This window comes from Streptomyces sp. NPDC001816 (assembly GCF_042892235.1).
Lineage (GTDB): Bacteria > Actinomycetota > Actinomycetes > Streptomycetales > Streptomycetaceae > Streptomyces.
Genome location: NZ_JBIATY010000018.1, coordinates 151,091 through 157,269, shown reverse-complemented (window position 1 = coordinate 157,269; position 6,179 = coordinate 151,091). Strand labels below are relative to the sequence as shown.

Here is a 6,179-nt window from a genome sequence, read left to right as displayed (position 1 = left end):
TGCGGTCAAGAGGGTGTCTAACTCGGTCGTCACAACCCGATGTTGGACACCCTCCCTGCGTCCGTGAACCCCGCAATCGGAACTACTCGTCTAGGTGTGGGGGGTGCCCCCTGCGGCGCCTTTGCCTGCGGCGCCCCTGCCTGCGGCGCCTGTGCCGGTTCGGTGAGGGTGCGCGTAGCGCCCAGGGTGGGGTGTGGGTCGGGGCCGCGCCGGGGGGTGTCCGTCCTCGGAACGGCGCGGAATCGGTTGGTCGTAGAAGCGCCGGTGTTGACGCGCCAACCGCTGCGGGCGACCACCCCCCGGCACGTCCCCTTCCCGCCGTGGGCGGCTGCGGGGCCCACGCCAACGCCAGGTGACGTGACCGGTGCCTATACGTCGGCGTCGGCTGAACCCAACGGAGTGAGCTGGCGCACACCTGCCGTAGAGTTGAGGCCGGTCGATACCTGACCGTGGCAGATCGGAAGGGCAGCAGGCGTGACCGTCGACGACACGGGCTCCGGCGCGGACGCGGACGGCCGGGTGGACCTCCACGCCGCCGACTCCGGCGAGGATCCGCTTGCCCTGCGTCTCGAGCAGCTCATCCTGGGGGCCGAGCGGCGCTACACCCCCTTTCAGGCGGCCCGCAGCGCCGGTGTCTCCATGGAGCTGGCGTCGCGGTTCTGGCGGGCCATGGGGTTCGCGGACATCGGGCAGGCCAAGGCGCTCACCGAGGCCGACGTGCTGGCCCTGCGGCGGCTCGCCGGTCTGGTGGAGGCGGGGCTGCTGAGTGAGGCCATGGCCGTCCAGGTCGCGCGGTCGACCGGGCAGACCACCGCCCGTTTGGCGGAGTGGCAGATCGATTCCTTCCTGGAGGGGCTGACCGAGCCCCCCGAGCCGGGCATGACCCGCACCGAGGTGACGTACCCGATCGTCGAGCTGCTCCTGCCCGAGCTGGAGGAGTTCCTGGTCTATGTGTGGCGCCGCCAGCTCGCCGCCTCGGCCGGCCGCGTCGTGCAGACCGGTGACGACGAGGAGATGGTCGACCGGCGGCTGGCCGTCGGCTTCGCCGACCTCGTCGGGTTCACGCGGCTGACCCGGCGGATGGAGGAGGAGGAGCTGGGCGAGCTGGTCGAGGCCTTCGAGACCACGGCCGCCGACCTGGTCGCCGCGCGGGGCGGGCGGCTCATCAAGACCCTCGGTGACGAGGTGCTGTACGCCGCCGACGACGCGGGTATCGCCGCCGACATCGCCCTGCGGCTGGTCGAGACGATGGCCAACGACGAGACGATGCCCGAGCTGCGGGTCGGGATGGCGTTCGGCACGGTGACCACCCGGATGGGGGATGTCTTCGGTACGACCGTCAACCTGGCGTCGAGGCTGACCTCGATAGCGCCGCGTGACGCCGTGCTCGTCGACAGTGCCTTTGCCGAGGAGCTGATCCGCACCGCTGAGGCGCCCGCCTCCGAGGCCGAGGCTGCCGAGGCCGCTGCCGCCGCCGAGAAGGAGGGCGAGGAGCCGCCCAAGTACCGCTTCGGACTCCAGCCGATGTGGCAGCGGCCGGTTCGCGGGCTCGGTGTTGTCGAGCCCTGGCTGCTCAATCGCCGCGACGGTCAGGCCTGAGGGGCGCCTGCGTTCTGGCGGGCGCCCGGCAGGTCCACGCACAGGCCGATCACCGGTATGCACACCCCGCCCTGCTCCGGTGTGGGTGAGGGGACGGGTGCGGGTGCGTGTGTGGTCTGGCTGGGCGTCGGTGTGGGGGCTTGGGTGGGCGTCGTCGGCGTCGTGGGTGATGGGCGGGGGGCCGTTGTCTTCGGGGCGCTCGTCGGGATCGTGGTCGGGATGCCTGTGCTGTCGGGGAGCGTCGTGGGTGTCGCCTGCGGGGTGGTTGTGGTTGTCGTTGTGGCTGTCGGGGGTGCGCTGATCCCGCCCATGACCTGTGTCGCCGAGGGCACGGTCGTGGGAGTGGTGTCGTTCGCCGGAGCCGATGCGTGGTCGGTGGTGCCGCCCGGGTCCAGGCGGGGCTCGGCCTCCGCCGTGCCCGGGCCGCCCACTCCGGAGTCCGGGGCCACCCGGACGAGGCTGAGGACCCCGGCGGCCAGGGCCAGACCGCCCGCGGCCAGCAGGACCTTGCGGGGGCGGGGCTTGCGGTGGCGCCCGCGGCGGATGAGGGACAGGACGGGGTGCGTCGTCTCCGCCGGCTCTCTCTCGGCCATGTCGGGCTGTTCCGGTATCGGTGTCATCAGGTTCCTCCCCGCCGTGCGCCCCGGGTGCGCCGCGGCGGAGCGCACGCTATGCGCTCTTGTGGGTGGTGTGGGGTGAGACGGCCGGGATGTCACTCGAACGGGGGTAGAACAGCGGGCGGGGGCGGCTCTTTCCCGGGGCGGGGTACGGCTGCGATGATCGGGCCGACAGTGAGTTAACCCGCGTTAACCGGAGGGTGTCATGAGCGAGGAGCGGTTCGGGGAGTTCGTGCTGGTGCGGCGGCACGGGCATGTGGCTGAGCTGGTGCTGGACCGGCCCAAGGCCATGAACGCCGTCTCGACGGAGATGGCCCGTTCCATCGCGGCCGCGTGCACGGCGCTCGGTGCCGACCGGGACGCGCGAGTGGTCGTCGTGACCTCGTCCCACGAACGGGCGTTCTGTGTGGGGGCCGATCTGAAGGAGCGGAACTCGTTCAGTGACGCGGATCTGGTGCGGCAGCGGCCGGTGGCGCGCGGGGCGTACACCGGGGTGCTGGAGCTGCCCATGCCGACGATCGCCGCCGTGCACGGTTTTGCCCTGGGCGGCGGTTTCGAACTGGCCCTGTCCTGCGACCTGATCGTGGCGGACCGTACGGCGGTGGTGGGGCTGCCGGAGGTGTCCGTGGGAGTGATTCCGGGGGGTGGCGGTACACAGCTGCTGCCGCGCCGGGTCGGGGCGGCTCGGGCTGCCGAGCTGATCTTCTCGGCGCGGCGGTTGGAGGCTGCCGAGGCTGCCGAGCTGGGGCTGGTGGACCAGTTGGTGGAGGAGGGGCGGGACCGCGAGGAGGCGCTGGCGCTGGGGGCGCGGATCGCCGGGAACTCGCCGGTGGGGCTGCGGGCGGCGAAGCGGGCGCTGCGGCTCGGGCACGGGCTGGATCTGCGGGCCGGCCTGGAGGTCGAGGACGCGGCGTGGCGGTCGGTGGCGTTCTCCGGGGACCGGGCGGAGGGTGTGGCCGCGTTCAACGAGAAGCGGAAGCCGGAGTGGCCCGGGGAGTGAGTCGGGGGTGTGGGTTGGGGGTGTGAGTCGGTGGTGTGAGTCTCGGGCGTTTCCTGTGGGCACCTGATCGCCGCGCCCCTATCCCCATTTGCACCGTTTCATCCCTAACCTGGGGTGATGGGTGAGGACAAGCGGCTCGGCGCCGTGGTGGCGCTGGCTCAGGGGATGGCTGCGGCGCACACCCCGCGGGAGTCGTGGCGGGCCGCCGCGCTCGGTGCGTGCCGGGCGCTCGACGGGAGGTTCGCCGCGCTGTCGGTGTGGGAGCGGGAGCTGGGGCGGCTGCGGGTCCTGGTGAACGTGGGGGAGCGCCGCCCGGACGAGGAGGAGTTCCCGGAGGCCGAGGCCTACCCGGTGCACCAGTTCCCGGAGATCACCGAGTTCCTGCACGAGCGCTGGGCGGGCGGGGGCGAGCCGAACGCCTGGGTGGAGACTGCCGAGGGCACGGCGGCCGGCACCCCCGGCTACCACCATCATCGGGTCGCCGCCCTGCGTCGTAGGGGCCGTGGCTGCTGTCTGGTCGCCCCCGTCGTGCTGCACGGCAGGGCCTGGGGTGAGTTGTATGTCGCCCGCGCGGCCGGTGAGCCCGTGTTCGGGCGGGCGGACGCCGACTTCGCCACGGTCCTGGCCGCCGTCGTCGCCGCGGGCATCGCGCAGACCGAGCGGCTGGAGGAGGCCCGCCGGCTGGCGTTCACCGACGCCCTCACCGGTCTCGCCAACCGCCGTGCCGTGGACGTGAGTTTGGAAGAGGCCGTCGAGCGGCACCGCGCGGACGGGGTCGTCGTCAGTCTCGTCGTCTGCGATCTCAATGGGCTCAAGAGGGTCAACGACACTCTTGGGCATGCGGTGGGGGACCGGCTGCTGGAGCGGTTCGGGTCGGTGCTGTCGTTGTGCGGGGCGATGCTGCCGGGTGCGCTCGCGGCGCGGCTCGGTGGGGACGAGTTCTGCTTGCTGGCGGTGGGGCCGTCTGTCGATGACGTGGTCAAGGCCGCCGACGAACTGTGCCGCAGGGCCGCCGAGTTGGAGCTGGGGGAGGGGGTGGCGTGCGGGGTCGCCTCGACCGAGGAGGCCATCGGGTCCGTGCGCTCGGCCCGGCGGCTGTTCCGGCTGGCCGACGCCGCCCAGTACCGGGCCAAGGCCATGCGTGCGGACCGGCCGGTGGTGGCGGGGCGGGAGGGGCCGGACGATCCTGTTGTGCGTCTCGCCGACGAGCCGTCGCCCGAGCGGGACGAGCGCGGAGAGCGGCGGCGCTTCCGTGGGCGTCGGCCGGCCGGGGGTGGCCGTGAGGTGAAGCACACGGATCGGTAAGGGTCACTCCTGTTCCCCACTAGTGACATCAACGCATTCAATGCGTACGCTCCTGAATATGGATATGCACACTGTGGTGGTGGGGACGTCCGGGGTCACCGCGTCCGACGTTCTCGCCGTGGCGCGCGGCGGCGCCCGGATCGAGCTGTCGGCGGAGGCGGTGGCGGCCCTCGCGGCGGCCCGGGAGATCGTGGACGCGCTGGCGGCCAAGCCGGACCCGGTCTACGGCGTCTCCACCGGTTTCGGAGCCCTGGCGACCCGGCACATCAGCCAGGAACTGCGCGCCCAGCTGCAGCGCAACATCGTCCGCTCGCACGCCGCCGGCATGGGCCCGCGGGTCGAGCGTGAGGTCGTCCGTGCCCTGATGTTCCTGCGGCTCAAGACCGTCTGCTCGGGACACACGGGTGTGCGGCCCGAGGTCGCGCAGACCATGGCCGACGTGCTGAACGCCGGGATCACCCCGGTCGTGCACGAGTACGGCTCCCTCGGCTGCTCCGGCGACCTGGCCCCGCTGTCCCACTGCGCCCTCACGCTGATGGGCGAGGGGGACGCGGAGGGTCCCGACGGCACCGTCCGGCCCGCCGGTGAGCTGCTCGCCGATCACGGGATCCAGCCCGTCGAGCTGCGCGAGAAGGAGGGCCTGGCCCTTCTGAACGGCACCGACGGCATGCTCGGCATGCTGGTCATGGCCCTCGCCGACCTGGACACCCTGTACAAGTCCGCCGACATCACCGCCGCCCTCAGCATGGAGGCGCTGCTCGGCACGGACAAGGTCCTCGCGCCCGAGCTGCACGCCATCCGGCCGCACCCGGGGCAGGGCGCCTCGGCGGCCAACATGCTCGCCGTCCTCAAGGACTCCGGGCTCACCGGGCACCACCAGGACGACGCGCCCCGCGTCCAGGACGCCTACTCGGTGCGCTGCGCCCCGCAGGTCGCCGGCGCCGGGCGGGACACCCTCGCACACGCCCGTCTCGTCGCCGAGCGGGAGCTGGCCTCCGCCGTCGACAACCCCGTCGTGCTGCCCGACGGCCGCGTCGAGTCCAACGGCAACTTCCACGGCGCCCCCGTGGCCTACGTCCTGGACTTCCTCGCCATCGCGGCCGCCGACCTCGGCTCCATCGCCGAGCGCCGCACCGACCGGCTGCTGGACAAGAACCGCAGCCACGGGCTCCCGCCGTTCCTCGCCGACGACGCCGGTGTCGACTCCGGGCTCATGATCGCCCAGTACACGCAGGCCGCGCTGGTGAGTGAGATGAAGCGGCTGGCCGTCCCGGCCTCCGCGGACTCGATCCCGTCCTCCGCGATGCAGGAGGACCATGTGTCCATGGGCTGGTCGGCCGCGCGCAAGCTGCGCACCGCCGTCGACAACCTCACCCGGATCATCGCCGTCGAGCTGTACGCCGCCACCCGCGGCATCGAGCTGCGCGAGGGCCTGACTCCGGCGCCCGCCTCGCAGGCCGTGATCGAGGCCGTGCGCGCGGCCGGTGTGCAGGGTCCCGGACCGGACCGGTTCCTGGCCCCCGACCTGGCCGCCGCCGACGCCTTCGTGCGCGGGGGGCACCTCGTCGCCGCCGTGGAGACGGTCACCGGTCCGCTGCAGTAGAGCGCGGAACGAGTGAAGGGGCCCTGTCGTTCGGCAGGGCCCCTTTCACGTCTCA

At 72.7% G+C, this 6,179-nt stretch carries 5 protein-coding genes; 4 read left to right on the top strand and 1 reads right to left on the bottom strand.

Features of this window, described 5'->3' with window-relative positions; translation table 11 throughout:
* Positions 1–474 precede the first annotated feature (474 nt).
* Entirely contained in the window at positions 475–1,599 is a 1,125-nt protein-coding gene (locus ACFYZZ_RS42235; RefSeq protein WP_386579169.1) for an adenylate/guanylate cyclase domain-containing protein, read from the top strand.
* Here the strand turns inward: ACFYZZ_RS42235 and ACFYZZ_RS42230 are convergent.
* Positions 1,590–2,219 (bottom strand): hypothetical protein, encoded by a 630-nt coding sequence (locus tag ACFYZZ_RS42230; protein ID WP_389188445.1) that lies wholly within the window; start codon positions 2,217–2,219, stop codon positions 1,590–1,592. The two genes, ACFYZZ_RS42235 and ACFYZZ_RS42230, sit on opposite strands and share 10 nt — an antisense overlap.
* 202 nt (positions 2,220–2,421) lie before the next feature.
* Between ACFYZZ_RS42230 and ACFYZZ_RS42225 the strand changes: the two genes are divergently transcribed.
* From ACFYZZ_RS42225 to hutH, 3 genes are all read left to right on the top strand, one after another.
* Positions 2,422–3,216, top strand: coding sequence for an enoyl-CoA hydratase/isomerase family protein (locus tag ACFYZZ_RS42225; RefSeq protein ID WP_389188442.1), 795 nt, complete (start codon positions 2,422–2,424; stop codon positions 3,214–3,216).
* 117 nt (positions 3,217–3,333) lie between these two features.
* Entirely contained in the window at positions 3,334–4,521 is a 1,188-nt protein-coding gene (locus tag ACFYZZ_RS42220) for a diguanylate cyclase domain-containing protein (protein WP_389188439.1), read from the top strand.
* Between the two features lie 64 nt (positions 4,522–4,585).
* Positions 4,586–6,124 (top strand): histidine ammonia-lyase, encoded by a 1,539-nt coding sequence (gene hutH, locus ACFYZZ_RS42215; RefSeq protein ID WP_389188460.1) that lies wholly within the window; start codon positions 4,586–4,588, stop codon positions 6,122–6,124.
* Positions 6,125–6,179: the final 55 nt, after the last annotated feature.

What these genes read in the sequence shown, in the direction of transcription:
- ACFYZZ_RS42230 (WP_389188445.1), bottom strand. Translation starts at nt 2,219, where the DNA reads ATGACACCGATACCGGAACAGCCCGACATGGCCGAGAGAGAGCCGGCG.
- ACFYZZ_RS42225 (WP_389188442.1), top strand. Translation starts at nt 2,422, where the DNA reads ATGAGCGAGGAGCGGTTCGGGGAGTTCGTGCTGGTGCGGCGGCACGGG.
- ACFYZZ_RS42220 (WP_389188439.1), top strand. Translation starts at nt 3,334, where the DNA reads ATGGGTGAGGACAAGCGGCTCGGCGCCGTGGTGGCGCTGGCTCAGGGG.
- hutH (WP_389188460.1), top strand. Translation starts at nt 4,586, where the DNA reads ATGCACACTGTGGTGGTGGGGACGTCCGGGGTCACCGCGTCCGACGTT.